25 protein-coding genes, 1 other RNA gene and 1 pseudogene are annotated in these 26,303 nt (G+C 40.0%); 15 read left to right on the top strand and 12 right to left on the bottom strand.

Annotation, left to right across the window (positions count from 1 at the left end; genetic code table 11):
- Window positions 1-36 precede the first annotated feature (36 nt).
- A complete protein-coding gene (locus SC428_RS18235; RefSeq protein WP_318709468.1) occupies window positions 37-1,476 on the top strand; it encodes a DNA translocase FtsK in 1,440 nt (479 codons plus the stop codon).
- Between the two features lie 118 nt (window positions 1,477-1,594).
- Here SC428_RS18235 and SC428_RS18230 read toward each other — a convergent pair.
- The 3 genes and pseudogenes from SC428_RS18230 to smpB form a co-directional block, all read right to left on the bottom strand.
- A pseudogene (locus SC428_RS18230) lies at window positions 1,595-1,723 on the bottom strand (integrase); the annotation flags it as partial.
- Window positions 1,724-1,906: 183 nt separating this feature from the next.
- Window positions 1,907-2,270, bottom strand: a transfer-messenger RNA (tmRNA) gene (gene ssrA / locus SC428_RS18225).
- Between the two features lie 48 nt (window positions 2,271-2,318).
- Window positions 2,319-2,801: an SsrA-binding protein SmpB gene (smpB, locus tag SC428_RS18220; RefSeq protein ID WP_070930020.1), complete on the bottom strand. Its 483-nt coding sequence runs from the start codon at window positions 2,799-2,801 to the stop codon at window positions 2,319-2,321.
- Between the two features lie 154 nt (window positions 2,802-2,955).
- Between smpB and SC428_RS18215 the strand changes: the two genes are divergently transcribed.
- Entirely contained in the window at window positions 2,956-3,390 is a 435-nt protein-coding gene (locus tag SC428_RS18215; protein WP_217495512.1) for a type II toxin-antitoxin system RatA family toxin, read from the top strand.
- Window positions 3,383-3,676: an RnfH family protein gene (locus SC428_RS18210; protein WP_070930021.1), complete on the top strand. Its 294-nt coding sequence runs from the start codon at window positions 3,383-3,385 to the stop codon at window positions 3,674-3,676. The genes SC428_RS18215 and SC428_RS18210 overlap by 8 nt, the downstream gene beginning before the upstream one ends.
- Before the next feature lie 195 nt (window positions 3,677-3,871).
- On the opposite strand, the gene bamE is transcribed toward SC428_RS18210, so the two are convergent.
- The 3 genes from bamE to nadK all read right to left on the bottom strand — a co-directional run bounded on the left by bamE (window position 3,872) and on the right by nadK (window position 7,104).
- On the bottom strand, window positions 3,872-4,345 hold the full coding sequence (gene bamE / locus SC428_RS18205; protein ID WP_070930022.1) for an outer membrane protein assembly factor BamE: 474 nt from the start codon (window positions 4,343-4,345) through the stop codon (window positions 3,872-3,874).
- Window positions 4,346-4,457: 112 nt separating this feature from the next.
- Window positions 4,458-6,119, bottom strand: a complete 1,662-nt coding sequence (gene recN / locus SC428_RS18200) for a DNA repair protein RecN (protein ID WP_283125691.1) — start codon at window positions 6,117-6,119, stop codon at window positions 4,458-4,460.
- An 85-nt stretch (window positions 6,120-6,204) separates the two neighbouring features.
- Entirely contained in the window at window positions 6,205-7,104 is a 900-nt protein-coding gene (gene nadK / locus SC428_RS18195) for an NAD(+) kinase (RefSeq protein WP_070930087.1), read from the bottom strand.
- 101 nt (window positions 7,105-7,205) lie between these two features.
- On the opposite strand from nadK, the gene grpE reads away from it, so the two are divergent.
- Window positions 7,206-7,790: a nucleotide exchange factor GrpE gene (grpE, locus tag SC428_RS18190; protein ID WP_140180259.1), complete on the top strand. Its 585-nt coding sequence runs from the start codon at window positions 7,206-7,208 to the stop codon at window positions 7,788-7,790.
- A 49-nt stretch (window positions 7,791-7,839) separates the two neighbouring features.
- On the opposite strand, the gene ung is transcribed toward grpE, so the two are convergent.
- Window positions 7,840-8,520 (bottom strand): uracil-DNA glycosylase, encoded by a 681-nt coding sequence (gene ung / locus SC428_RS18185; protein ID WP_070930025.1) that lies wholly within the window; start codon window positions 8,518-8,520, stop codon window positions 7,840-7,842.
- Between the two features lie 444 nt (window positions 8,521-8,964).
- On the opposite strand from ung, the gene grcA reads away from it, so the two are divergent.
- The gene (grcA, locus tag SC428_RS18180; RefSeq protein WP_070930026.1) at window positions 8,965-9,348 is read left to right on the top strand and encodes an autonomous glycyl radical cofactor GrcA; all 384 of its coding nucleotides are present in this window, start codon (window positions 8,965-8,967) and stop codon (window positions 9,346-9,348) included.
- Window positions 9,349-9,508: 160 nt separating this feature from the next.
- Window positions 9,509-10,963 carry an ankyrin repeat domain-containing protein gene (locus SC428_RS18175; protein WP_070930027.1) on the top strand — a complete coding sequence of 485 codons (1,455 nt, stop codon included), beginning with the start codon at window positions 9,509-9,511 and terminating at the stop codon, window positions 10,961-10,963.
- A gap of 26 nt (window positions 10,964-10,989) precedes the next feature.
- Here the strand turns inward: SC428_RS18175 and srmB are convergent, their stop codons facing one another.
- From srmB to SC428_RS18155, 4 genes are all read right to left on the bottom strand, one after another.
- Entirely contained in the window at window positions 10,990-12,330 is a 1,341-nt protein-coding gene (gene srmB, locus SC428_RS18170) for an ATP-dependent RNA helicase SrmB (protein WP_283125692.1), read from the bottom strand.
- Between the two features lie 272 nt (window positions 12,331-12,602).
- A complete protein-coding gene (gene gltS / locus SC428_RS18165) occupies window positions 12,603-13,814 on the bottom strand; it encodes a sodium/glutamate symporter (RefSeq protein ID WP_140180265.1) in 1,212 nt (403 codons plus the stop codon).
- Between the two features lie 133 nt (window positions 13,815-13,947).
- Window positions 13,948-14,865 (bottom strand): formimidoylglutamase, encoded by a 918-nt coding sequence (gene hutG, locus SC428_RS18160; protein WP_070930028.1) that lies wholly within the window; start codon window positions 14,863-14,865, stop codon window positions 13,948-13,950.
- A 2-nt stretch (window positions 14,866-14,867) separates the two neighbouring features.
- Window positions 14,868-15,599, bottom strand: a complete 732-nt coding sequence (locus SC428_RS18155) for an IclR family transcriptional regulator (RefSeq protein ID WP_318709459.1) — start codon at window positions 15,597-15,599, stop codon at window positions 14,868-14,870.
- 155 nt (window positions 15,600-15,754) lie between these two features.
- Here SC428_RS18155 and trmN point away from each other — a divergent pair, with 155 nt between their 5' ends.
- Window positions 15,755-16,492: a tRNA(1)(Val) (adenine(37)-N(6))-methyltransferase TrmN gene (gene trmN, locus SC428_RS18150; protein ID WP_283125693.1), complete on the top strand. Its 738-nt coding sequence runs from the start codon at window positions 15,755-15,757 to the stop codon at window positions 16,490-16,492.
- A 29-nt stretch (window positions 16,493-16,521) separates the two neighbouring features.
- Here trmN and nadB read toward each other — a convergent pair whose 3' ends face one another.
- Window positions 16,522-18,123, bottom strand: a complete 1,602-nt coding sequence (gene nadB, locus SC428_RS18145; protein WP_318709457.1) for an L-aspartate oxidase — start codon at window positions 18,121-18,123, stop codon at window positions 16,522-16,524.
- A 470-nt stretch (window positions 18,124-18,593) separates the two neighbouring features.
- Here nadB and rpoE point away from each other — a divergent pair, with 470 nt between their 5' ends.
- The 8 genes from rpoE (at window position 18,594) to era (ending at window position 26,298) form a co-directional block, all read left to right on the top strand.
- Window positions 18,594-19,172, top strand: coding sequence for an RNA polymerase sigma factor RpoE (gene rpoE / locus SC428_RS18140; protein WP_070930032.1), 579 nt, complete (start codon window positions 18,594-18,596; stop codon window positions 19,170-19,172).
- A gap of 107 nt (window positions 19,173-19,279) precedes the next feature.
- The gene (rseA, locus tag SC428_RS18135) at window positions 19,280-19,903 is read left to right on the top strand and encodes an anti-sigma-E factor RseA (protein ID WP_070930033.1); all 624 of its coding nucleotides are present in this window, start codon (window positions 19,280-19,282) and stop codon (window positions 19,901-19,903) included.
- Entirely contained in the window at window positions 19,903-20,847 is a 945-nt protein-coding gene (rseB, locus tag SC428_RS18130) for a sigma-E factor regulatory protein RseB (protein ID WP_070930034.1), read from the top strand. The genes rseA and rseB overlap by 1 nt, the downstream gene beginning before the upstream one ends.
- Before the next feature lie 9 nt (window positions 20,848-20,856).
- Window positions 20,857-21,321 carry a SoxR-reducing system protein RseC gene (gene rseC, locus SC428_RS18125; RefSeq protein WP_070930035.1) on the top strand — a complete coding sequence of 155 codons (465 nt, stop codon included), beginning with the start codon at window positions 20,857-20,859 and terminating at the stop codon, window positions 21,319-21,321.
- Between the two features lie 230 nt (window positions 21,322-21,551).
- Complete coding sequence (gene lepA, locus SC428_RS18120) at window positions 21,552-23,348, top strand: translation elongation factor 4 (protein ID WP_070930088.1); 1,797 nt, start codon at window positions 21,552-21,554, stop codon at window positions 23,346-23,348.
- A gap of 17 nt (window positions 23,349-23,365) precedes the next feature.
- Window positions 23,366-24,337, top strand: coding sequence for a signal peptidase I (gene lepB, locus SC428_RS18115; protein WP_070930036.1), 972 nt, complete (start codon window positions 23,366-23,368; stop codon window positions 24,335-24,337).
- Window positions 24,338-24,712: 375 nt separating this feature from the next.
- Complete coding sequence (gene rnc, locus SC428_RS18110; protein ID WP_070930089.1) at window positions 24,713-25,393, top strand: ribonuclease III; 681 nt, start codon at window positions 24,713-24,715, stop codon at window positions 25,391-25,393.
- A complete protein-coding gene (gene era, locus SC428_RS18105) occupies window positions 25,390-26,298 on the top strand; it encodes a GTPase Era (protein ID WP_070930037.1) in 909 nt (302 codons plus the stop codon). Before rnc ends, era begins: the two co-directional genes overlap by 4 nt.
- Window positions 26,299-26,303: the final 5 nt, after the last annotated feature.

Raw genomic sequence — 26,303 nt, 5'->3', positions numbered from 1 at the left:
ATTTACTGAATTAACACGCCTTGATGGGAGGAATTAATGGCACAACCGTTTATTCATACCTCTGAGCTTTGCTGGTCACCTCAAGAGCTAGAAGCTATGGCCCGTGCTATTGAATCTTGCTTTGTGCAATACCAAATAAGAGGTGAGGTTGTCGGTTATGACGAAGGCGCAACATTTGCACTCTTTAAAATCGAACTGGGTAGAGGGATAAAAGCATCTCAAGTAACAGTATTAGTGCCAGAATTGTGTCGTTCCTTGAGTGTCGTTGATATAAAAGTTATTGATTTTATTGCGGGTACACCTTATATCGGATTACGAGTCACTAACACATATCGTCGAGTAGTACCTTTTGTTGACTGCTTTAATTTATGGAGCGGAAACAATGGATTATCTTCCCTCTCTGTCATGTTAGGAGAAGATATTATAGGGGAGCCAGTTGGTTGGGATCTCGCTCAAATGCCGCATTTACTTATTGCTGGCGTGACACGCTCAGGCAAGTCAATGTTAATGCATTCCTTGATAATGAGCATTTTATACAGAAACTCGCCGGATAAAGTTCGCTTTGTGATGTTTGATACAAGCCAGCTTGAACTCAGTTTATACAACGATATACCCCACTTATTATTTCCTTCCGCTTCTGATTCCGTTGAATCAATAAAGCCATTAACGTTTTTGGTTAATGAGTTAAAGCGTAGACAAAAATTATTTGGAGCATTAAATCAACGTAATTTGAATGGATACAATAAGGTAATATCAAGTGCGAAAGAGTTAAGTAGGCCTATACCTGATCCTTTCTGGCGGCCTAATGAAAATTATAGTAAGCATCCTTATTTAGATAGTGAGCCTGAACTTGTTGTTTGTGTTGATGATTACGTTCAACTCATTGGCGAGTATAAACAAATAGGGGAAATGTTAGTTCTATTGAGCCAGCAAGGTCATGCGGTTGGTATTCATCTAATTCTAACGACTCGCAGCCCTTTATCCACCAGTATCGGTTCACAGCTTCGAATTAATATCCCTACGCGTATTGCTCTTTCTGTATCATCTAGGGCTGACTCTAATTTAATTCTTGCTCAGTATGGTGCAGAATCACTATTTGGTTTGGGGGATATGCTATTCGCATCACCGAGTTTATCTGAACCGACTAGGATCCAAGGTACTTATGTGAGTGATTCAGATATCAGGGATACAGTCGATTATTGTAAACGATGGGGAAGCGCGAGTTATCTTAATTTTTATGGGGATGCCCAGAATGGAGATGTGGCAGAGGAAGAACTTGACCCATTATTTGCTCAAGCAACTGAGTATGTTGTAGAAAAACAGCGCGTTTCTATTTCAGGGATCCAGCGGCAGTTCCGGATCGGTTATAACAGAGCCGCAATGATTGTAGAGCAGCTAGAATTACAAGGAATAGTTAGTGAACAAGACCACAATGGTAACCGTGAGGTATTAGCTCCGAGGTTGAGTAGCGAGTGATGGTTATGTCTTATAATAGGTGATCCTCTAAGATCTCCATAAGCATTAATATCGACTACGGCCTTATACTACGACAGCTCAGGGCTGTGTTGTTTTGAATTTTTTTGTTAACTAAATTAAATAGTTTACTGCCATTGGATTTAACCAATAGTTCTAATCCATCGCCATCATAGAGGACATAATCACTCTGTTTCGGCTTTGCTGCGTCGATCTCTTTTGCTGATAAGGGTTTGGTTTGTCTTGCCATTTTTGATGTTTCATTGTTTTTAGGCACCTCAAAAACTATAAAGGTTTGCGAGGTGCCTATCAAGGTGCCTAAGATGATTGGATTTAATTAGGTGACATCAGACTGCGCAGGACATAAAAAAGCCCGCAACTCATTGAGTTAGCAGGCTTTTCAGTCTTCTTTGGACGTCCTTAGAAGATAATTTGGTGGAGCTGGCGGGAGTTGAACCCGCGTCCGAAATTTCTACATCCTCGGTACTACATGCTTAGTCTAGTCTTTAATTTCATTTGCCAGCTGCGGACAGACACGCCACCAACAAACTATCCTGATTAAATTTAATGCTTCAACCCCAGGCAAGGCATCCACACGAGTTCTTTTGGGTTTGACCTCTCTTGATCCCCGTCCTAAGAACGGAGGCTAGGGAGAGAGGGCTCTAAGCAGGTTATTAAGCTGCTAGTGCGTAGTTTTCGTCGTTTGCGACTATTTTTTTGCGGCTTTTAACGAGGCCAACCGCCCCTCGGCATGCACCTTGGGTTTCGCAAATCCCGTCGAATCCAGAATCAGCCCCAAGTTGTTGAACGCAGTATAACAGAAAAATACTCTAAAAAGCTAGAACTTAGCGATTAGAATGTTTCATTATACGTGCTTTATCTAATTGCCACTCGCGATCTTTTATATCTGAGCGTTTATCGTGCGCTTTTTTACCTTTTGCAACGCCAATTTTGACTTTGCACCACGCATTTTTCCAGTATAAGGATAATGCAATGACTGTGTAGCCTTCACGGTTTACTCGGCCATAAAGGGTGTCGAGTTCTCGTTGGTTTAGTAACAGCTTTCTGCTACGAGTCGGATCACAGACAACATGAGACGATGCAACGTTTAACGGAGTAAAGTTGGCACCGAATAAGTATGCTTCACCGTCTCTAAGTAAGACATAGCTATCACCAATGTTTGCTTTACCAGCACGTAGTGATTTTACTTCCCAACCCTGTAAGGAGAGGCCAGCCTCGAACTCTTCTTCGATAGAATATTCGTGGCGAGCACGTTTGTTCATGGCAATTGTTGCCGAACCGGGTTTATAAGCTTTTTTCTTTGTCATAGTTTGGTCATTATACTGTAAGCTGTAGTGAAATAAATCTCTCAACGTTTAAAAATATGCCGATTGTGCATTTATTGTGCTCAATCTGTTTTGTTTTTTGTTTAACCAATCAATAGTGGTAATATATAGGCAGTTTTTGGGGATAGGAATCGATATGCCACAGATTAGTCGCTCTGCGTTAGTACCATTTAGTGCAGAACAAATGTATAAGCTCGTTAATGATGTTATTGCATATCCCAGTTTTTTACCGGGGTGTGTAGGTAGTCGTGTGATTAGTCATAGTGATGATGAAATGACTGCATCGGTTGAGGTTTCAAAAGCAGGTATTAGTAAGACCTTTGTCACAAAAAATGTGCTAGAGGATAATGCACGTATTCATATGCAGCTAGTTGAAGGGCCTTTTAGTAAGTTAACTGGTGGCTGGCGCTTCATTCCTTTAAGTGCAGATGCTTGTAAAATTGAGTTTCATCTTGATTTTGAATTTACTAATAAGCTCATTGAACTTGCATTTGGAAAAATCTTCAAAGAACTTGCTAATAATATGGTTCAAGCATTTACGCTCCGAGCAAAGGATATATACAGTGTCTGAGTTAAATGTCGAAGTCACTTATGCTTTACCTGAAAAGCAGTATTTATTGGCTGTAAAAATTAATGAAGGTGCAACAGTTGAGGATGCAATCATTGCTTCTGGTATTCTTGCATTGAGAGCCGATATCGATCTTAAAAAAAATAAGGTTGGTATCTTCAGTCGTCCGGTTAAGTTAAGTGATACTTTGAAAGAAGGGGATAGAGTTGAAATCTATCGGCCTTTGATTGCAGATCCTAAAGAATTGCGCCGTAAGCGAGCTGAAAAATCTAAAGATAATAAAAAATAATTATCTTTTTACGTATTTTTGAACCGAGAGTTTCTCGGTTTTTTTATTTGTGCTATTCAAAAATCGGCTAGTTAGAGAAAAGATTGATAAGTAAGTCGAGAGCTTTCAATTCGGGGAATAGCAGTAACTACCTGTTTTAAACAGGTAGTTACTCAACATGGTTAACAAGCTATAAAACAAATAACCTAAGTTATCTTAGTTAGTTAACCATTTTTGACTTGGTGTGGTTGGTTGCTGTTCAGTTGCAGGCTCGACAGCTTTCGGCTGACTTTCTGGCTCTGCTTCTACAGCTGGCTGGGTGTTTTCAGCTTCTTTTGCTTCCATTGCTTCTTGTGCAGAAAGATTTTTCTCATTTTTGATGTCAGTTAGTATACCGTTACGATCAAATGTGAGAGTTAATGTTTCTTGTTTAACCGGATCATGACCAAGTTCTTGGCGGAAAACATAGTACCAAGTTTGAGTACCAAACGGGTCGGTTAACATTGGTGTGCCCAAAGTATAAGCGACCTGTTGCTGAGTCATTCCTTTTTGGATCTTAGCAACATCTTTCGCTGTCAGGTAATTACCTTGGTTAATGTCAGGGTGATAGACCAAACGTTCCATCATTGAACAGCCCGATGACATTAATGCGAGTGATAGTGCAGCAGCAGTTAACAGTTTATAACGCATGGATATCTCATTCCTTTTGGAGTCAGAACATCAATGATAATCGACATTGATACAATTTAAAACCTTCCGTATTGACTCTAAGACCATATGAGAGCAAAAAAGTTGTCAAAATTTACGCTGCAAGCAATTCTTTTGCATTTGCTAACGTATTTTTAGTCACTTCACTTCCCGCTAGCAGGCGAGCGAGTTCTTGTAAACGTGCTTTTTTATCAAGCAATTGCATATGTGTTTCGGTTTCAACGCCATTGGTTTCTTTGCAGACATAAAAATGGTGATGACCACAACCTGCAACTTGAGGTAAGTGTGTGACACACATCACTTGGGTTGACTCACCAAGCTCACGAAGTAAACGACCCACAATTGCGGCTGTTGGTCCGCTAATACCAACATCAACTTCATCAAAGATCAGCGCTGGAGTATCCATTTTCTTCGCGGTGATAACTTGAATTGCTAGTGCAATACGTGATAACTCACCACCAGAGGCGACTTTAGCGAGCGCTTGGTGAGGTTGCCCTGGGTTTGTTGTTACATTAAATTCAACTTTGCTTGCACCATCTGGCTGTAAATGTTCAGGTGTAAATTTGACATCAATAGTGAAACGACCATGAGGCATAGAGAGTTGATGCATGCTGCTTGTTATAAGCTGGCTTAGCTCTTGTGCAAATTCAATACGCACCTGATGAAGCTCCTGTGCGCAGAGAATGGCTTGTTGATGGTCGCGTTGAACTTGTTCACTAAGGGCTTCACAATCTTCATTTTGATTGGCTATTTTTTCTTGCTCATCAAGAAGCTGTTGATAAAGCTCTGGCAATGCCTCTGGCATGATATGGTGTTTGCGAGCAAGATTAATTTGTTTCGATATGCGCTGTTCAAGTTCAAACAGTCGATTAGGATCTAACTCGTACTGATCACAATAGTGTCTGAGTTCATCACTTGCTTCACTGACTTGGATTGATGCTTCTTCCAACATATCTAATAAGTTTGAAAATTTATTATCTAAAGAAGCTAACTCAGCTAATTCATGTTTAGCCATATTAAGTAGACTCAAAATATTGGCATCATCATTATCAGACATGATCTGTACAGCATTTTGCCCAAGCGATAGAAACTGACCATAATTTGCGAGTTGTTTATATTCTTGCTCAATGGTTTCAAATTCACCTTGAACAGGTGAGAATTCGCTTAATTCTTTTAAATGATATTCAAGCAGTTGCTGGCGTGATTCGCGTTCTTGCATTTGTTTTTGAAACAGAGCAAGTTGCTGACAAGAGTCATGCCATTGCTGCCAAGCCTTTTTCATTTGTGTGAGTAAAAATTGCTGATTGGCATAGGCATCAAGAAGTGATTTTTGATGCGTATTATCGAGTAATTGCTGATGAGCATGTTGCCCATGAATTTGAATAAGCAGAGCTCCGAGTTCACGTAGTTGGGAAAGAGGAACAGCGGTTCCATTGATAAAACCTCGTGAGCGACCATCAAGTGTAATGGTTCTGCGTAATAGGCACTCATTATGATTGTCTAATTCATGGTCTATGAGCCATTTTGCTGCGCTATCAGCATCGATTAAAGAAAAGCGCGCACAGAGGTCTGCACGTTGTGCACCAGGGCGTACCATATTGGCGTCACCACGGTTACCCAAGCATAGGCCTAGTGCATCAATAGCGATAGATTTACCTGCACCAGTTTCACCTGTAATAGTGGTCATACCGCTACGAAAATCAATTTCAAGATCACGAACGATAGCAAAATTATTAATGGTAAGTTGGGTAAGCATCTGCGCTCTCCTGTAAAAATACACACCTGTGTTTCTATACAGTTTATCCTGTTTTTTTATACAGTAAAGAGGCAGATGATAAAAATTAGAAAGTTTTTTTAGCCCATCCTAATTTTGAACTTAATGTATTGAAATAATTATAATCTTTTGGGTGGATGAGGTTCAGGTTTTTGTTACTACGCTGTACAATGACTTCCTCTCCATCTTGTATTGGTAACATGATCTGGCTATCACAACTCACTTCGTAATCAATATTAGTACGTAGAAATTTCAAACGAATGCTACTGTTGCTACTGATTACTAGCGGGCGTGACGAAAGTGTATGTGGAAACATAGGTACTAAAACGATAGCATCTAAATTAGGCGTAAGAATAGGGCCACCAGCAGAAAGAGAGTAAGCAGTAGAGCCTGTTGGGGTTGCAATAATTAACCCATCCGAGCGTTGTGAGAATGCAAAACGTTCATCAATGTAAACTTCAAATTCGATCATATGAGCGACTTTACCGGGGTGTAATACGACCTCATTGATTGCACTACTTTTGCGGGCCTTTTGATTAGGTTTTATGACTTGTGCTTCGAGTAAAAAACGTTGCTCTTCATGGTATTCGCCATCAAGTACCCGAGAAAGTTGCTGTAACGCGTTATCGGGGTCAAGATCGGTGAGAAAACCAAGGTTTCCACGGTTGATGCCAATGACTTTATTATTGTAGCGAGATAAGATCCTAGCTGCTCCAAGCATATTACCATCACCGCCAACAACAATAACTAAATCAGCCTGTTGACCGATTTCGGTGAGGTTCCCAGTATTAGCATTATGGAGTTTTAAGTCTTTGGCAACTTGTTTATCAATAATCGCGTGGTAGTTTTTGGATAACAGCCAATTATAGATTAATTCATGGGTCGCCAAAGCTTCGGGGTGGCGCGGATGGCCAACAATACCGATAGTTCGAAAAAGTGTCTTTTGCGAGCTTTTGTCCTTACGCATATTTTTTTGGCCTCTCATTACATGACTTCCCTTGAATCCCTGTTTTATATCCCCATAATACTCTAATAAATGGGATTAATGCTAAATACGCGGAGATATTCATGAGTAGTAAAGAACAAAACATGCATGATGAGCAAGCCCCTGAGCTAAATGAAGCACAAAAATCGGAGCTAGAGCAAGAAGCACAGCCGGCAGATCAACAAGCAGAAGTGCAAGCGTTGGCAGCGCGTATTGCTGAGCTTGAAGAGCAACTTGCAGCATCTCAAAAAGTAGAGCGTGAAGCAATGCTTCGTGCTCATGCTGAAATTGAAAATATTCGTCGTCGTACAGAACAAGACATTGAGAAGGCGCACAAGTTTGCACTTGAGAAATTTTCAAATGAGCTATTGCCTGTTATCGATAATTTAGAGCGTGCTATTGAAGCGGCTGATCATGAAAGTGAAACATCAAAAGCAATGGTAGAAGGATTGGATTTAACGCTGAAAACTTTCCTAAGCGCTGTTGGTAAGTTTGGTATTGAAGTGGTTGGAGAATCGAACGTCGCATTTAACCCTGAAGTGCACCAAGCAATGACGATGATTGAATCACCTGAGCATCAACCAAATCAAGTTATTGATGTTATGCAAAAAGGCTATGTGTTAAATGGTCGTTTATTGCGGCCTGCAATGGTTATCGTTTCTAAATAACATATCGAAGAAACCGGGTGTTATACCCGGTTTTTTGTATCTATAAAAATTAATTGTCAATTTTTGGCTGCCAATTGATAGGCGTAAGCCCTTGCTGCTCTAATAATTGATTGGTTTGTGAGAAATGCCCACAGCCTAAAAATCCACGGTGTGCTGAAAGTGGTGAAGGGTGTGGGGCTTTTAAAATATGATGGCGTTTGCTATCAATTATGCGGCCTTTCTTCTGAGCGTGTGAGCCCCACAGTAAAAAAACGACACCTTCTCTATTTTCATTAATAGCGGCGATAACTTTATCAGTAAATGTTTCCCAGCCTAGATGGGCATGTGAGTGGGCATTGCCTTGTTCGACAGTTAACACGGTATTGAGTAGCAGAACACCTTGTTGAGCCCAGCTGAGCAGATAACCATGATCGGGACGTTGGAAGTTAGGAATATCTTTTTCTAATTCTTTATACATATTAACCAGTGATGGTGGTGGTTTAATGCCAGGAAGAACTGAAAAAGATAGACCATGCGCTTGCCCTGGGCCATGGTACGGATCTTGGCCTAAGATAACCACTTTTACATCGGCAAGTTCGGTGTATCTAAATGCATTAAATACATCTGCTTGTGGTGGGTAAATGATTTTTCCTTTCTGACGTTCATTAGCAACATAGGCGAGCGTATCAGTAAAGTAGGCTTGTGTTTTTTCTGAGCCAATGACGTCATGCCAAGTTGGGATATTTGCCATGAAAATTCCTATAACAATCAAATTATAGCTATAAGCTTACTGGTTTGATTGTAAGAGATAAAGTCCCGTTTTCATTAATTGGTTTCAAATATTTTTGAATATTAGTAAAAAATATTGATTTAAGTGATTTGTTAAAATTGATTTAAAACAGGGTGTTGGCCTATTAACGGTTAATTGCCACTCGAAATTATTGATAAATATCAAGGAAGCTGTGGTGGCTAGCTGGTATATAGTGTGTAGAGATATTGGTTAGACCAATTTTACTCGTCATACTTCAAGAGGTAGGGTTGTTGACTGCGCTTAGCTAACCGAGTCACATAGTTATCTATGCTCCTTGGCTATCTTCGCTTGTTGCCTACCTGCATCTTGAACTATTTAGAGTATATATAATCGACAGTTAAATTATGGGATTGATCTTAATCCTACCTGAAAGTGGAGGTCGACATGATTACTGGTATTCAAATTACTAAAACTGATAATGCAGCGCTATTAAACTCGTTCTGGTTACTGGATGAAGAAAAAAATGAAGCACGCTGTGTGTGTGCAAAAGCTGATTATAATGAAGGGCAAATCGTTGCTAAAGATGAACTTGGTACGTTTGAGTATCGTGAAGTTCCTTTAGAAGTTAAGCCGACTGTACGTGTTGAAGGTGGCCAACATCTGAATGTTAACGTTTTAAGTCGTGAAACGTTAGAAGATGCAGTTAAAAATCCTGAAAAATACCCTCAGTTAACTATTCGTGTTTCTGGTTATGCAGTGCGTTTTAATTCACTGACACCAGAGCAGCAACGTGATGTTATTACTCGTACTTTTACTGAAAGTTTGTAGTCAGCGTATCATTCCAAATATAAGTATTAGTCTAAAACTAATTAAAAAAGCCATTGAATTTAATGGCTTTTTTATTCTTCACTAATAAAGTACATTGTTTTTTCCTCTTAAAATTTCCCCTTTAATGATCTCCCTTACTTCACTTTCATCGGGAGAATCTATGCCTCATATTAATAGTAGTATTCAAATTCAATCTGCTAATGAGATATCGTTAATTCGGGAAAGCATTAATATTTATCAAAAAAAGAATAATTCATTTGCTCTATGTTCTAAAGCTGCAAAATGGTCTGATGATTTATCGCCTGAGAAACTTTTTGGGCGCCAATCTCAATCTTATGATTATCTTATTGGGTTAATTGCGAGTGGCGTTTATTTCAAAGATTGGGAAACTATGCATGGTGTTGAACGACTTAATCATACGCAACTACATGAAATTGGTATTGATTCAATTTTATTACGTGATACATCAACAGGATTTGAAGCAAATATTTGTCGTTTTAATGAGTTGTATATTATTTGCTTCGCTGGTTCAGATGAGTTAGTTGATTTTTATGCGGATATCCGGCAAGGACTTGGCTACTATGAACCTCAATATTTTCAAGCGGTCAATTTAACCAATATTCTTTATAAAGTATCTAAGGGAAATATGATTTGTGTTGGCCACTCGTTAGGAGGAGGATTGGCAACATTTGCCGCTCTTGCGAGTAATACGCCTTGTATTGCTTTTAGTTCTGCGGGAGTTGCTAAAAATACGATCCAAAGAATTGGTATGGATTATGAAAAAGCAAAACAAATCGCAAATGACGGCCTCGTTCGTTTTTATGTTGTTCGATATGATTGGTTGGATTTACTTCAATCATTAAAGCCATTTCCTCCTGCACTAGGTAATAAGATCATATTAGATTACTACAATGAAGGTAAAACATGGCGAGATTGGCTTCCTCATCGTTTATTGACGCGGAATTTCATTGCGCATGGTATGCCTAAAATTCTCAAAATGATGTGTCATTTTACACCATGGGAGAATGACAGTAGGGTAGTTAACGATGATATTGAGGTTCAATTAGAGCAGTTTAGTTACGGATTATCATTTTTTCATGATGATCAAACCGATTGTTGGCAAGGTTGTTGCGAAAACAGTATTAAACAGGGCAATATTGCTGGATTCACCAATTTGATCTCAGTTGGTAATAAACCAGTTCATCTTGATAAGTTGGTTGGATACTCTGTGAGATCAACGGATCCTGAATTTATGAAGGTTCTTTTGGCTTCTTCATATGCGAGTGATATTAAAAAAGTACACTTAGGAAATGAACGAACCTTTTTACACCTTGCCGCGCAATCTGGGCGGTTAGAGCAAACTGCAATCTTATTAGCGGAAGGGTGTGAAATAAATGCGGTAGACAGTACGGGTAATACGCCACTCCATGATGCTTTAGGCTGTTATGCATTATTAGTCGCTGAGTTTTTACTGGCTCAAGGGGCGGATTGGCGAATTAAAAATCATCAAGGTTATGATTGTCTTGATGTATTGGAAAATCATATGATTAAAGCGGATTATTTATCACCACAGGGAAGGTTATTGCGTGAAAAATTGACGTTAATGATGCAATAAAAAACGGGCTAAGCCCGTTTTTAAATTTATTCAGTTTTATTAGTCGTTGGTGTCGCTGAAGTGGTTGCTGGTTTACGGCGTTTACCGATGTTCTTTTTATCACGAAGACGAACTTTTGCTTTCTTTTTAGACTCTTCTTCTTTTTTCTTTTCTTTACGTTTTGCTAGCACTTTCTTAGATGGTTTTGGTTTATTCATCATAGCTTCTGAAGGTGCTTTAGTGGTTGGACGTAAAGAATCAACAACACGCATTTTGATTGGATCTTCAATATAGCGAGTGACTTTACCAAATAAAGGATAGTCATGAGCCTCAATCAATGAGATTGCTGTTCCTTTTTTACCAGCCCTTCCTGTGCGGCCGATACGGTGTATATAGACATCCGCAGTGCGCGGCATATCAAAGTTAAACACATGGCTAACATCATCGATATCTAAGCCGCGAGAGGCTACGTCAGTCGCAACTAAAACTTTGACTTGCCCACTTACAAGGCGGCGTACCGCTTCATTTCTTTTTGCTTGAACCATCTCACCTTCAAGATAGCAAGGCTCAATACCTGCATCGCGCAGCCATTGTACGACTTCACGAATTCGTTCACGCTTACGTACAAAAACAATTGATTTAGTCACATCGTCTTGTTTTATGAGATGACATAGTAAAGCTGTTTTATGCTCTAGCGTATCTGCGCGGTAGTAAAATTGCTGTATTTTTTTACGTTCACGACGTGATGATTCAGCATCGATTTCAATCGGATCTTCTAACAAGCGTTCAGAAAAATCACGAATAGCTTCCCCTTCAAGGGTAGCTGAAAACAGCATGGTTTGTTTGCGCCAACGAGTTTCACCTGCGATAGTCTCAATATCATTGGCAAAGCCCATATCTAACATGCGGTCAGCTTCATCAAGGATCAAAATTTCTACTGCACGGCAGTCAAAATTTTCTTCTTTTATGTATTGCAGTAGGCGACCTGTGGTAGCGACAACAATATCTTGGTTTTCACTAAAAACTTCGGCGTGGTTCATATACGCAACGCCGCCAGTAATCGTGGCGATATCAAGGTGATTATGAGCACATAATTCTCTTGCTTGATCTGCAACCTGCATTGCCAATTCACGGGTTGGTGTTAAAACAAGCACCCGCGGAGGACCTGATTTTTTTCTTGGAAAATCGAGTAAATGTTGGATAGCTGGCAGTAAGAATGCGGCAGTTTTGCCGGTGCCAGTGGGAGCTGAACCTAAAACATCACGACCATCCATTGCAGCAGGGATGGCGGCTGCCTGAATCGCAGTTGGGCGTTCATAGCCTTTATCTGCCAGCGCGTTGATCAGGCTTTCATCTAGTTCAAGTTCAGAAAATGTGGTTGCAGTCATGATATACCTCTATTTGGGGCGCTGATTATAAACAGGTTAGCCAAATTGTTCATCTGAAAATATGCATCTTTTGGTAAAGTGTACCTGTTTTTGTATGCAGCGGGCAGTAATATTGCCAGAAAGCGTGCTTTCCGAGGTGAAAGCACGCGATAGTACTCGTTATATTCCAAGTTGTAGGAGTGTTAACTAGGCTCAGCTATCCAAATCACATTATTTACTCATACTTATCGGCTCGTCTATCTACAACTCGAATTATTTTGAGTTGAGAGAAGTTAACTCAGAATGTTAATTAACCATGTATGATATGGGATGCCGACTAGGTCAATCAGTACTGCACCACTTAATGGAACAATCATAAACGCTTTCATAGAAACTTGTTTATAACGTTCACAAACTGAAGACATATTAGCCATTGCATTAGGTGTTGCACCTAATCCATGCCCCATTAAACCAGAGCACATAACCGCTGCGTCATAATTTTTACCGAGTAATTTAAAGATAACGAATATGACGAGTAAAATAAGTATCACAACTTGGGCAAACAGGATAATAAACAGTGGTAAAGCCACTTCTTTTAGTTCCCAAATTTTTAGCGACATCATTGCCATCGTTAAAAAGAGTCCTAAAGAAACTTCAGAAATTAAATCAACAGATTTTTGGTTAATTTTAAATAAATTAACCTGATCGTTGATATTGCGGATCACGATAGCAATGATCATCGCTCCAACATAACTTGGTAATGAAAAACCCGTTGCTTTAGTGAATTGAGCTGAGGCGAATTGACCAATAACCATAATACCCAGCACTAATGCAAGCATTTTTAAAAATGCATGAGCGTCAATCGATTCAATTTTGCTGGCGATCGTCTCGGTCACTTTTGGGCTTTTAATGGTTTCATCAGCTTCAATAACGACGTTATGTTTTTTTATTAAATAAGACGCAATTGGTCCGCCTAATAAGCTACCAGTAATTAAGCCAAAGGTCGCCGCCGCAATAGCAGCTACGGTTGCGGACTGTACGCCAAGCCCTTCAGCCATTTGACCGAAAGCTGCGGCACCACCATGACCACCAGTGAGTGATACACCACCTGCCATAACGCCGATTACTGGGTTGATCCCCAATAAATGCGCTAAGCCTGCACCAAAAGTATCTTGGAATAAAACAATAAACCAACAGATAAATAGGTAGATGAATAATAAACGTCCACCACTTTTTAAAATGCGGAAGCTGCCATCAATACCGATAGTGGTAAAAAAGGCAACCATTAGGAAAGTTTGTAGGCTGGTGTCAAAATGAATTTCAGCTAAATTAAAGGATTTTAAACCCCAAATAATTAAGCTAACAAGAAAACCACCAATAACAGGTGATGGAATACAAAAGCGTTGTAACCATTCAATGCGTTTTTTAAGGTGGATACCCATAAGAAGGCAAAGTACGGTTAGTAAAAGTGTCGATAAGGTGTCTAATTGTAATGTAAAGTTCATATAGTTTCCCTGTAGCACCGTTATTTTGCCAGTACTTTCCTTAAAATCTGTTGTTATAGTTTCATTTAAGAAAAGTTGAAATATATTACTGCAAATTTACGGTGTTTTTATCAGTCGCATTGTTGTGTGTTTATTAGAATAAAAATTGGTAAATTAAATAAGCTGCTAATTTTGACGTATGGTTATCAATATCAAATTCTGGATTACATTCAGCAATATCAAAGACAGCAATTTTTTGACTGGCTTTAATTACGGCAAATAATTCATCAAATGTTTCGGTATTAATGCCTTTTGCTGCGGGAGCACTTACCCCAGGCGCAATTGAGGCAGAAAAAACATCTAAATCAACAGTGACATAAAGGTAATCGACTTGTTCGATAAATTGCTGAATTTGATTAATTGCTTTTGGTAGTTGGCTTTGGGATAGCTCTCTATCACGAATATATTGGCACCCTAATTTATCAGCAGTATCAAATAACACTTTAGTGTTGCCATGGTCAGCAATACCTAAACAGAGATAATTAAATGGGCGATTATGTTGTTCGCATAATTTTGCCGATTGTAAAAAAGGTGTTCCTGAAGTCGCTTCCATTGCCGTTCTGAGGTCAAAGTGAGCATCAAAATTAATGATACCTATTGTTTTAGTTGGCTCTGTTTGGGCAACAAAGTCAAATAAACCTTGGAAGCTAGCAAAAGCAACTTCATGTCCACCGCCTAAAACGATAGGGGTTTGATTTGATGATAAAATCGCGATCAATTGATCAGAAAGATTGCGCTGAGCGGTTTCGAGATCGTTATCATCACAACGGACGGTTCCTGCATCGCGGATCGCGAGAGGCTGATGTAATGGGAGTCCAGCCAATTGTTGACGAATAGCATCAGGCCCTGCTTTAGCACCTAGTCGTCCTTTATTACGCCTTACCCCTTCATCAGAGGCAAAACCGATTAAAGCAAACTGTGCAGGGGTGTTTTTATTCATGACTTGATGGATGCGTAAGTGCTCTTCAGTATCTCCATCAGTACGGCCTTGCCAAATAAAAGGTGCTGCCATAATTACTCCAGATTAATCAGTCTGGTCATATTGAGCGCTGCTTTGCAGGTCTCAACAATAAACTCATCAACACGATGAGTAGAGCGAAATTCAGGTGCCATGACAGAAACCACGGCAATGACATCATTACCCTTAAAAATGGGGGCGGAAACACCTAATACGCCTTCATCAATTTCACCATAAGATACACCATAGCCTTGTTGGCGAATTTGCGTCAGGTCTTGCTTTAACTGCGTTATACTCTCTGGTGATTGTAATTGTTCGCCATGAGTTTCAAATACCAGTGATTGATAGTCTGCATCGCGAAAAGCTAACAATGTTTTTGCACTAGCGCCTTTTATAAGTGTGTTGCCGCGGCCAATCACAAAGGAGCAACGTAGTGCCTGAGAGCTTTCGATCATGTCAACACAGATGGTTTCACATAGATTTGAGGTAATAATCGCAACCGTTTCTTGGGTTTTTTTACTCAATGACTGCAATTCAATTTTGGATGAATTCATCAGTAAGCTGTGTTGGTAGTATTTTTCCTGAGTTTTGATACTCTGCGCACCAACAGTATACGTACCATATTGCCTAGCGTATGTGATAAATTCCCAGTTTATGAGAATGGCTAGCAAGCGATAAACAGTGGAAACAGGAATATTTAATTCGTTAGAAATCATTTGCGGAGTGACGGGAACCGCACTGGCAGTGATATAGGATAAAATATTCAATGTTCGGTTAATACTGTTCATGGTATCCCCTTTTTTTCGAACTTAGCAGTAAACATTTTTGGGCTCAAATAATATTCTCACACTATGAGAATTATTTTGTGGAAAAAATGTAATATTTTCATTTTTAAATTGTCACATAATGAGAATTTGAATAATTAATATACTATTCAGAGTGGTTGAGTAACGTGAAGAAAAATTATCGCAAAGGTGGTTTTACCTTTAAGCAATTTTTTGTTGGACATGATCGTTGTGCAATGAAGGTGGGAACAGATGGTGTGTTATTGGGAGCATGGGCACCAGTTCAACAAGCCAAAAGAGCATTAGATATAGGTTGTGGTAGTGGGTTAATTGCTTTGATGTTGGCTCAACGAAACTCGCAATTACTGATTGATGCTGTTGAATTAGATAATGCAGCGGCAGAACAAGCGCAAGAGAACTTCATTGAATCAAAATGGGCTGGGCGGTTGCGCGTTTTTGCGCAAGATATTGTTGAATTTAGTGCGGTTAACCCACAACAATATGATCTTATTGTCAGTAATCCTCCTTATTTTGAGCCATCAGTGTCTTGTAGTACAGAGCAACGTGATCAGGCCCGTTATACTGCGACACTGACTCATGAAACATTACTTGATTGTGCTAAGCAATGCTTAGTCGCTGATGGGGTGTTATGCCTTGTTTTACCTTATGAAGTCGGTCAAAAAGTTGAAATAATGGCAAATAAGGAAGGGTGGTTCACCGCGTATCGAATCAATATCCAAGATAAATCAACCACGGCGTTTCATCGCATGCTACTAGGCCTGAAGTTGACCTTTGTAGAGCCTAATGTGTCAACATTGGCATTAAAGGAGGTTGATAGTCAGGTTTATACCGAAGATTTTCAGCAATTGATCCGCGAGTTTTATTTAAAATATTAGTAGCCAACAGTCGCTGGCTACTAATCGATTTAAGGTTTGAGAATAGTGGGGCCTGAGTGCTCAAGTTGCTCAGGGTAGTCTAGTGTATAGTGTAACCCTCTACTTTCTTTACGTTCTAGAGCACAGCGAACCATCAATTCAGCGACTTGAACAAGGTTTCTTAATTCCAGTAAGTTATTTGAAATACGGAAGTTTGCATAATATTCATGAATTTCTTGTTGTAACATATGGATCCGCCGTAAAGCCCTTTCCAGCCGTTTAGTCGTCCTGACGATCCCCATGTAATCCCACATAAATAATCGTAATTCATGCCAGTTATGTTGAATGATCACTTGCTCATCTGAATTATGAACTAAGCTATCGTCCCATTCTGGCAAGGTTGTAATATCTGCAACTTGCGAGATCACTTTTTTGATATGTTCGGATGCGGACCAACCATAAACAAGGCACTCTAATAATGAATTGGATGCCATGCGGTTCGCACCATGTAAACCGGTATAACTGACTTCCCCGATTGCATAAAGATTATGAATATCTGTCATGCCATTTTGATCAACTTGAACACCACCACAGGTATAGTGAGCGGCGGGCACGATAGGAATCGGTTCTTTAGTCAGATCTAACCCTAATGTCAGTAATTTTTCGTAAATAGTTGGGAAATGGTTTTGAATAAAGTCAGCAGGTTTGTGGCTAATATCAAGATACATGCAATCTGCACCTAAGCGCTTCATTTCATGATCTATCGCTCTAGCGACAATATCACGTGGGGCGAGTTCACCGCGTTGGTCATAGTCAGGCATAAAACGGCTACCATCAGGACGCTTTAAGTAAGCGCCTTCACCACGTAATGCTTCTGTCAGTAAAAAATTGCGTGCTTGTGGATGGAATAGGCATGTCGGGTGAAATTGGTTGAATTCAAGGTTGGCTACGCTACAGCCAATGCGCCATGCCATTGCTATCCCATCACCAGAAGATATATCAGGGTTGGTGGTATATTGATAAACTTTTGCTGCGCCACCAGTAGCCAACACGATGATCTTAGCGCGGATCGTTTCAACTTGTTCTTTTTGTCGATTCCACACATAAGCACCAACGATACGCGTATGACCTGACAAACCAACCTTATCCGATCGAATGAGATCGACGGCATTATAGCGTTCTTTTATATGAATATTGGGATGGGAAAAAGCAAGGTTGACCAGTGTTGTTTCAACTTCTTTGCCTGTTGCGTCTGCGTGGTGGAGTATTCGCCGGTGGCTGTGTCCACCTTCACGAGTGAGGTGGTATTGGGTTGTTCCAGAATCGGTGACTTCAGTATCAAAGAGAACACCTTGATCAATCAGCCATTGTACGCATTCTTTTGCATTGGAGGCGATAAATTCAACGGATTGCTTTTCACAAATGCCAGCCCCTGCAATGAGTGTGTCTTCAACATGAGATTCAACGCTGTCACTGTCGTCGAAAACAGCAGCAATTCCGCCTTGTGCGTAGTATGATGCGCCTTCATTTAGCTTACTTTTACTAAGAATAGTCACTTGATGAAACGGTGCGAGCCGCAATGCAGCAGAAAGCCCTGCGACACCGCTACCAATAATAAGAATATCAGTGTAATGCTGTGTAGAGTTTTTCATAAGTGGTTGTATGCTGTGTAGTATTAATTGGAGTTTTCATGTTAGCCTATCGCACTTGTCAATGCTATTTGTGAAAGCGTCTTTAATGTTATTGATTATGGTGGGTTGAGCTTGACGTTTATACACGTCATACTTCAAGTTGCAGTGGTGCTGGTCGCATATACTCGCGCTGCCATATAGCTATCTATGTGCCTAATGACTCGGTGACTTGTTGCTTAGCTGCACCTCGAATTATTTTGAGTATATATTGATAAAGCGGTATGCTACCTAAATGGTTTTAAAGTGATTTTCTTCGGATCGCAAGGATCCTTTATCAGTGAGAAACGACTTTTATTGTAAGTTTTTTATTAATTTTATGCATTAAATTGAACTTCATCTATTTTTATTACTCAAAGTTATGCTTGCTTTAGGAAGGGAGTGATGATCAATTTAACAAATTTACAGCCTGAGTTCGGGAGATTTTCCCAGGAATGAGCGAGCAACTGACAGACCAGATGTTGGTCGAAAAAGTCCAAAAGGGGGACCAAAAAGCTTTCAACTTGCTGGTGATTAAATATCAGCACAAAGTTGCAAGTTTAGTTTCCCGTTACGTACCTCAAGCTGATGTGCCTGATGTTGCTCAGGAGTCTTTCATCAAAGCTTATCGTGCGATTGGGTCGTTTCGTGGTGATAGTGCATTTTATACATGGTTGTATCGTATTGCTGTCAATACAGCTAAAAATTATTTAGTTGCTCAAGATCGCCGCCCACCAGCGTCAGATCTGGAGGCCAGCGATGCAGAAAACTTCGAAACCGCTAGTGCATTAAAAGAAATTTCGAACCCAGAGAACTTAATGTTGTCTGAAGAACTGAAAAGGGTAGTTTTTCGAACCATAGAGTCGTTACCTGAAGATTTAAGAATGGCAATAACACTCAGGGAGCTTGATGGTTTAAGTTATGAAGAGATCGCTGAAATTATGGATTGCCCTGTGGGTACTGTACGTTCGCGGATCTTTAGAGCTCGAGAAGCTATCGATAATAAAGTACAGCCACTGATCCAACGGCACTAACAATTGGTCATGTGATTGATTTTTGATCACAACGTATAATAGTGCAGATAAACATAATCAGGGCATTAAACTGTAATTGTGATGCAATTAACTGAAGGTATTCGGGCATGCAAAGAGAGAAACTTTCCGCAATGATGGATGGCGAAGTTCTTGATATAGAATTAGTAAACGCCATTACATGTGATTCAACGTTACAAAAACGTTGGGAGAGCTATCATCTTATTCGTGATACTCTGCGTAATGATACCCCTGACGTCATGAATTTTGACATAGCAGGTAAAGTTGCCGCAGCATTAGAGAATGAAGTTGTGCGTATTAATCCTCAGGTAGTTATGGAATCGCAACCTGAACCAACAACGTGGAGCGGAATGCCGTTCTGGCAAAAAGTACGCCCATGGGCAAGTCAAATTACACAGATTGGCGTTGCTGCTTGTGTATCACTGGCGGTAATTGTTGGGGTACAGCAATATAATCAAAGCAATTCATCCGATTCTGTGATTGATGAACCGGTATTTAATACGATCCCAGCTGGTGCTGGTGCTCCCGTTAGCTTAAACTTCTCTGATGGCCAGCTGTTTGGTAATGAACAGCAAATGCAACAAGTTGAACAGCAAAATCAACGTGTTAATGCAATGCTTCAGCAGTATGAAATCGAAAGACGTTCAATGTTGAATCAACAATATCATGAAAGTGACAAAGCTGTAGTACCCGCAGGAGTTAAACTGCAATAATGAATAAGTGGTTATCCGTCATCTGCCTGACGGGCAGCCTGATTATTTATAATCAAGCTTCGGCATCTCAACCAGATGCTGAAGTTCTCTTCAAAGAGATGGGAAGTGCTGCCCAAAATCTTTCCTATGAAATGTCGTTCATGTCTTTTAGCCCCAGAAGCATTATCCCAGTGCGTTATCGACATGGGATTATTAATAATGTTCCCATCTCTCAGATGATCCAAATGGATTCATCTCGACGTGAGATTGTGCAAAAAGGGCAACAAATCAGCTATTTTGAGCCAGGTTTTGATGCATTTAGTTTAAATGGTAATCACATTGTTGATAACTTACCGTCAGTGCTGTTCGCTGACTACGATAAAATCAAGCCGTATTATAATTTCATTGATGCGGGGAGAACTCACATCGGTGATAAGCCATCGTTAGTGATCCGAATTATCTCTAAAGATAATTCACGCTTTAATTATGTTTTATTGATTGATGAAGAAACTAAATTACCGCTACGCGTTGATCTTTTAGACAATAATAGTCAAACCATAGAGCAGTTCCGAGTGATATCGACTGTTTTAGACAGTAAAACGGTTAATGATTCACTGGCCAATCTAAGTAAAATTAATCTGCCGCCACTATTAGTCTCCCCGAAAAATAGTAGTCCGTCATTTAAATGGCGAGTTGGTTTTTTACCGCCAGGTTTTGAAGAGGTGTCACGTTCAGAGCGTAAACTGGCAGAGAATGATGAAGTTGAAAGCGCATTATTTAGCGATGGATTATTTACATTCTCAGTTAATATTACTAAGGCTGAGCAAGGGCTACCTTTAGATCAACCAATCCAAAATGGTCGCCGCACAATTTATACCATGACTCAGAAACAAAATGTGATTACCATAATAGGTGAGCTGCCGTTAGCTACGGCACAGCAAGTTGCTGCAAGCATTCGTTTCTAGGAGTAAATGATGATAAAAGAATGGGCAACAGTGATTCGTTGGCATCAAGGAAGAGCGTTATTGCGTTATGGCGCTTCTTCTGGATGTGGTAGCTGTAGTGCTCGTGGAGCTTGTGGCTCTTATGCACTAAGTAAAATAGGACCGAATACAGAACATCAGTTAGAAGTTGAAATTGAACAACCTTTAGTTGTTGGTCAAAAGGTTGAGGTAGGCATTCCTGAAGGGAGTTTACTACGTTCTGCGATGTTGGTTTATCTAACTCCTCTAATTGGCCTATTTTTAGTGGCTGTATTAGTACAACTTGCAGGTTTTGAACAAGTATGGGTTGCTACCTCTGGCATTGCTGGTGGTTTTTTAGGCTTTTTTTTAGCGCGTAAAATTGCCTCTTACTGGCGTGACGAGTCAGCATTTCAGCCAGTTATCTTACAGATAGGACTTCCTCCTGGGGAGCTTTCCGTTCAAGTTGATTGCTAAGTCAGTACCGCCTGTGATAACAGGCGGTTTTGTTTTATACCGCAATCGTTCATCAACAGGCTCTAAGTAGTTTACAGTTGTTTTACATTGAACCTTTGTGTTAGTGGGAGCTTCTATGTAAAATGCTGCTAATTAGCAATCTTGTGATAATCATAGCATTTTAGTTCTGCGGCAAGTATTTATGCAGGGCTGATTTTGTAGGCAATTTAAAAGAAGACATTACCTTGAAAATCAATAACATAAGAAACTTTTCTATCATTGCTCACATCGACCATGGTAAATCAACACTGTCTGATCGTATTATTCAGATCTGTGGTGGATTAACGGATAGGGAAATGGCAGCTCAGGTTCTTGACTCTATGGATTTAGAGCGTGAACGTGGGATTACAATCAAAGCGCAAAGTGTAACGCTAGATTATAAAGCCTCTGATGGTGAGACCTATCAATTAAACTTTATTGATACCCCTGGCCACGTTGACTTCTCTTATGAAGTTTCTCGTTCCTTAGCGGCGTGTGAAGGTGCTTTGTTGGTTGTTGATGCAGGGCAAGGCGTGGAAGCTCAAACGCTTGCAAACTGTTATACCGCCATCGAAATGGATCTAGAAGTCGTTCCTGTTCTGAACAAAATTGACTTACCAGCCGCTGATCCTGAGCGTGTTGCCGAAGAAATTGAAGATATTGTGGGCATTGATGCTCATGATGCAGTACGTTGTTCTGCGAAAACAGGTATTGGTGTACAAGATGTTATTGAGCGTTTAGTGCAAACAATTCCTGCACCGCAAGGTGATGTTGATGCGCCACTACAAGCACTAATTATTGACTCATGGTTTGATAATTATTTGGGCGTTGTCTCCTTAATCCGAATTAAAAACGGCGTGTTGCGTAAAGGCGATAAAGTTAAGGTGATGAGTACTGGGCAGGTATACAATGCTGACCGTCTTGGTATCTTTACACCAAAACAAATTGACCGTGATTCTTTAAGTTGTGGTGAAGTGGGCTGGCTAGTCTGTGCAATTAAAGACATCACTGGTGCGCCAGTAGGGGATACATTAACTGGTGCTCGTAATCCTGCTGATAAAGCACTTCCCGGGTTCAAAAAGGTTAAACCACAGGTCTATGCAGGTTTATTCCCTGTGAGTTCTGATGATTATGAAGCCTTCCGTGATGCATTAGGTAAATTAAGCCTCAATGATGCTTCATTATTTTATGAGCCAGAAACCTCGAGTGCGCTTGGCTTTGGTTTCCGTTGTGGCTTCCTTGGCTTACTCCACATGGAGATTATCCAAGAACGTTTAGAGCGTGAATATAATTTAGACCTGATTACTACGGCACCAACGGTTGTTTATGAAGTAGAACAAACTAATGGTGAAGTCGTTTATGTCGATAGCCCTGCTAAATTACCGCCTCTAAACAATATTGAAGAGTTACGAGAGCCTATAGCAGAGTGTCATATGTTGATGCCTAAAGAATATTTAGGCAACGTAATTACACTTTGTGTAGAAAAACGCGGTGTTCAGACGAATATGGTCTATCATGGTAATCAAGTCTCATTGACTTATGATATTCCAATGTCTGAAGTTGTTTTAGATTTCTTTGACCGTTTGAAATCGACCTCGCGTGGCTATGCATCATTAGATTATGCATTTAAACGCTTCCAAGCTTCCGACATGGTACGTGTCGATGTGATGATCAATGGTGAGCGTGTGGATGCGCTAGCGCTGATAACGCACCGCGCGAATTCGCAGTATCGTGGTCGTGAATTGGTTGAGAAGATGAAAGAGCTGATCCCACGTCAGCAGTTTGATATTGCTATTCAAGCGGCTATCGGTAACCATATTATTGCTCGATCGACAGTTAAGCAGCTACGTAAAAACGTACTTGCTAAGTGTTATGGCGGTGATGTTAGCCGTAAGAAAAAACTGTTACAGAAGCAAAAGGACGGTAAGAAGCGTATGAAACAGGTAGGTAATGTTGAACTACCTCAAGAAGCGTTCTTAGCTATTTTGCATGTCGGTAAAGACAACTAATAATACAAGGAGTCTCAATGGCTAACACCTTTGCCTTGATCCTAACATTAGCCACATTGGTTACTGGGATTATCTGGTGTTTAGATCGCTTTAAGTTTTCGCCTGCGCGGAAGAAAAAGCTGCAACAAATACAGGAAGCGAGCCAAGGCTCATTGACCCAAGATGAAATGGAAAAAGTGGTACGCCGTCCATCATGGGTTGAAACTGGATCTTCTATTTTTCCTGTTTTAGCGATTGTTTTGGTGGTGCGTTCATTTATTTATGAGCCATTTCAAATTCCATCAGGCTCAATGATGCCAACATTATTAGTTGGGGATTTTATGTTGGTTGAGAAGTTTGCGTATGGTCTGAAAGATCCCATTACGCAAACTACGCTAATTAAAACAGGTAAACCATCACGTGGTGATATTGCTGTCTTTAAATATCCTAAAGATCCAAGTGTGGATTTTGTAAAACGAGTGATAGGTTTACCGGGTGATAAAATCGTTTATAACCCAGATGCGAAAGAATTGACGATTTATCCAAATTGCGCAGATAACAACTGTACCCAACAATTACCCATCACTTATGGTCCTTTAGCACCAAGTGAATGGACAATGTTCTTTAATGTGGATTCTGTTGTTGAAAGCCAAAAAGGTAATTACCAGATCCCTGTTGACCAGCCTGTTCCCGGTAATGCGTTACGTCAATATCAAAGAACTGAGAAATTGGATACTGTTGAGCATCAAATTTTGATTATTCGTCAAGCGATTACAGAATCGCGTTATGTTCAACCTAACATGCCTTCAAATGAATGGATTGTGCCTGAAAAGCATTATTTTATGATGGGTGATAATAGGGATAATAGTTCTGATAGCCGTATGTGGGGCTTTGTTCCTGAAGAGAACCTTGTTGGACGTGCTGTATTTATCTGGCTAAGTTTAGATAAACAAGAGAATGAATGGCCGACAGGTATTCGTTTTAGCCGTATTGGACCAATCGGATCATAATTTGAAGTATAACGAGTTGATACTCTAAATAATTCGAGTTGTATAGTAAGCGACAAACGAAGCTAGGCGGTAAGCATAGATAAACTATGTGACCTGCCTAGCTGAGTATAGCTAGCCCCTAGCAACTTGAAATATGACAGGTAGATTTGGGTTTTATTATCAAAACCCACATAAACCGAAGCATTATTGTTTTTCTCAGTGTACAATATAATTTAATTAATATTTATTGGCTTTTTAATTAATTTCTATCGTTTTATTCACGTTGTGTATTAAACAATGGGAAAAGTATTAGAAGCCAGTGCAAACGCAACAGTTTTGTTTTTTACAGGTCTGTTGCGTGTGCTTTTTTGTCAATCAGAGAAATGGCTAGGCGCGATGAACCCCTCTTTACTTGAGCAATTACAACGAAAACTTGGTTATAAGTTTAATCAACATGATCTTTTGATTCAGGCGCTCACGCACCGTAGTGCGAGCAGTAAGCATAATGAGCGTTTAGAATTCCTTGGTGATTCTATTTTAAGTTTTGTGATAGCAAATGATTTATATCACCGCTTTCCTAAAGTGGATGAAGGTGATATGAGCCGAATGAGAGCAACGCTAGTGCGTGGAAATACGCTAGCAGAAATTGCTCGTGAGTTTGAACTAGGCGAGTGTTTACGTTTAGGGCCTGGTGAGCTAAAAAGTGGCGGTTTTCGCCGTGAATCAATACTAGCGGATACAGTGGAAGCACTTATCGGCGGTATCTTTCTCGATAGTGATATCCAAACAATTGAAAGAATTATTTTGGATTGGTATCAAACTAGGCTGAATGAAATTAGCCCGGGTGACAAACAAAAAGACCCGAAAACGAGATTACAAGAATATTTGCAAGGGCGTCATTTGCCATTACCTAATTATGTTGTTGTACAAGTAAAAGGTGAGGCACATGATCAGGAATTTACGATCCATTGCCAAGTTAGTGGCATTGAGCAGCCAATTAATGGAATTGGTTCAAGCCGTCGTAAAGCTGAGCAAGCTGCTGCCGAACAAGCATTGAAAATTTTGGAGATTGAATGAGTGAAAAACATCCCCACTGTGGCTTTGTAGCTATTGTTGGGCGACCAAATGTGGGTAAGTCAACACTGCTAAACCAGCTATTGGGGCAAAAAGTTTCGATTACATCGAGAAAGCCTCAGACAACCCGCCATCGCATTATGGGGATCCATACTGAAGATGAATATCAAATCATCTATGTGGATACTCCAGGTTTGCATATTGAAGAAAAACGAGCAATAAACCGTTTGATGAATCGCGCAGCATCCAGTTCTATTGGTGATGTTGAATTAGTTATTTTTGTGGTTGAAGGCACGAATTGGACTGATGATGATGAAATGGTTCTCAATAAGTTGAAAAGCCTTCGGTGCCCAGTCATATTAGCGATTAATAAAATCGATAATGTAACTGACAAAACGGTTTTGCTTCCGCATATTGGTTTTGTTAGCCAAAAAATGAATTTCCTTGATGTTGTGCCGATTAGTGCTGAAAAAGGTAAAGGGGTTGATACAATCGCCAAGATTGTAAAACAACATATTCCTGAAGCTGATCATCACTTCCCTGAAGATTATATCACTGATCGTTCACAGCGCTTTATGGCATCTGAAATCATTCGTGAAAAATTGATGCGCTTCTTAGGTGATGAACTTCCTTATTCCGTTACTGTTGAAATTGAACAATTTAAAGTAATGGAAAAGGGAGGCTTCCACATTAATGGCCTAATTTTAGTTGAACGTGAAGGCCAAAAGAAAATGGTCATAGGGAATAAAGGTAGCAAATTGAAAACCATCGGTACTGAAGCACGTATCGATATGGAAAGACTGTTTGATACCAAAGTTCACCTTGAACTGTGGGTTAAAGTAAAAGCTGGCTGGGCTGATGATGAACGTGCATTGCGCAGCTTAGGCTATGTTGATGATCTAAAATAATAGGT

The organism is Providencia sp. 2023EL-00965, assembly GCF_033550225.1.
Classification (GTDB): Bacteria; Pseudomonadota; Gammaproteobacteria; order Enterobacterales; family Enterobacteriaceae; genus Providencia; species Providencia manganoxydans.
The sequence above is the reverse complement of the archived record's forward strand: the minus strand, read 5'-3'. Positions and strand labels throughout refer to the sequence as shown.